The sequence below is a fragment of the Acetobacter tropicalis genome (genome assembly GCF_001580915.1).
Taxonomy (GTDB): Bacteria; Pseudomonadota; Alphaproteobacteria; order Acetobacterales; family Acetobacteraceae; genus Acetobacter; species Acetobacter tropicalis.
In genome coordinates this window covers 1-1,087 of the sequence record NZ_LHZQ01000049.1, presented here as the reverse complement: position 1 = coordinate 1,087, position 1,087 = coordinate 1, and the positions used below count along the sequence as shown (strand labels likewise).

The 1,087-nt window shown below is 56.4% G+C and carries 1 protein-coding gene and 1 pseudogene; both read left to right on the top strand.

The features are described 5' to 3' along the window. Positions 1-544, top strand: a 544-nt coding sequence (locus AD944_RS00280) for an IS3 family transposase (RefSeq protein ID WP_156477212.1), incomplete at its 5' end; no start/stop codon positions are given. A 132-nt stretch (positions 545-676) separates the two neighbouring features. Beyond that, positions 677-1,048 (top strand): annotated as a pseudogene (locus AD944_RS00275) (transposase); the annotation flags it as partial. Positions 1,049-1,087: the final 39 nt, after the last annotated feature.

The window sequence follows — 1,087 nt, the reverse complement described above, 5'->3', positions numbered from 1 at the left end:
TTCGGAGAGGGGAAGCGCATATGCGCTTCCTACTCTACTCCCAATGCGCAAGGGTTTGCTGTATCTCGTGGCGATCATGGACTGGTCGACGCGCAAGGTGCTGTCCTGGCGGCTGTCGAACACGATGGATGCCGAGTTCTGCATCGAGGCGCTGCAGGAGGCTCTGATCCGCTACGGCGCACCGGAGATATTCAATACGGACCAAGGCTCGCAATTCACGACACCCCGGTTCACGGAAGTGCTGGAGAAAAGACAGATCCGCATCAGCATAGACGGGCGCGGCCGATGGTTGGACAACGTGTTCATCGAGCGCCTGTGGCGATCGCTGAAATACGAATGCGTTTACCGGCATGCGTTCGAGACCGGATCGGAGCTACGGGCCGGGCTTGCCGGATGGATCTCGCATTACAACGGACAGCGTCCGCATTCGGCACTGGCTGGACGAACGCCCGATGAGGCGTATCATGACACGCCGACACCATGGGATCCGGGGTTAACCCCGGATCCCATGGCCAACAGCAACGCCGTCAATCTGGCGGCATGACAACAACCGGCTATAGCTTATCAGGCCCACAAAACTGTCCGAACGGACGGGTCCACCTGGAGGGTTCGAAAAACCCTCTGGTTTTGAGGTCTGCTCTGTGATTGAATTTTCCTTGCGTTGATTGGAGTATGGATCATGAAGCAGCCGGGCTTCTTTGATGTTGAAGAGCGGCTTGCTCGATTGAGCGGGCTTGGTGATCAGCTCGAAGCGTTTTCCCGGACGGTGGATTTTGAAGTCTTCCGTCCTGATCTGGACAAGGCTCTGGCGTATTCGGATGGGAGCAAAGGCGGGCGACCACCATTTGATCCGGTACTGATGTTCAAGATCCTGGTGATCCAGACGCTGAACAATTTGTCCGATGCACGGACGGAGTATCTGATCAACGATCGCCTCTCCTTCATGCGCTTCCCTGGTCTGGGGCTTTCAGATCGGGTGCCGGATGCCAAAACGGTCTGGCTGTTCCGCGAGCGTCTGACACAGGCGGGGGCCATTGAAAGACTGTTTTGTTGATTTTCGTTGAGAACTGACCCGGGTTTTTCATGA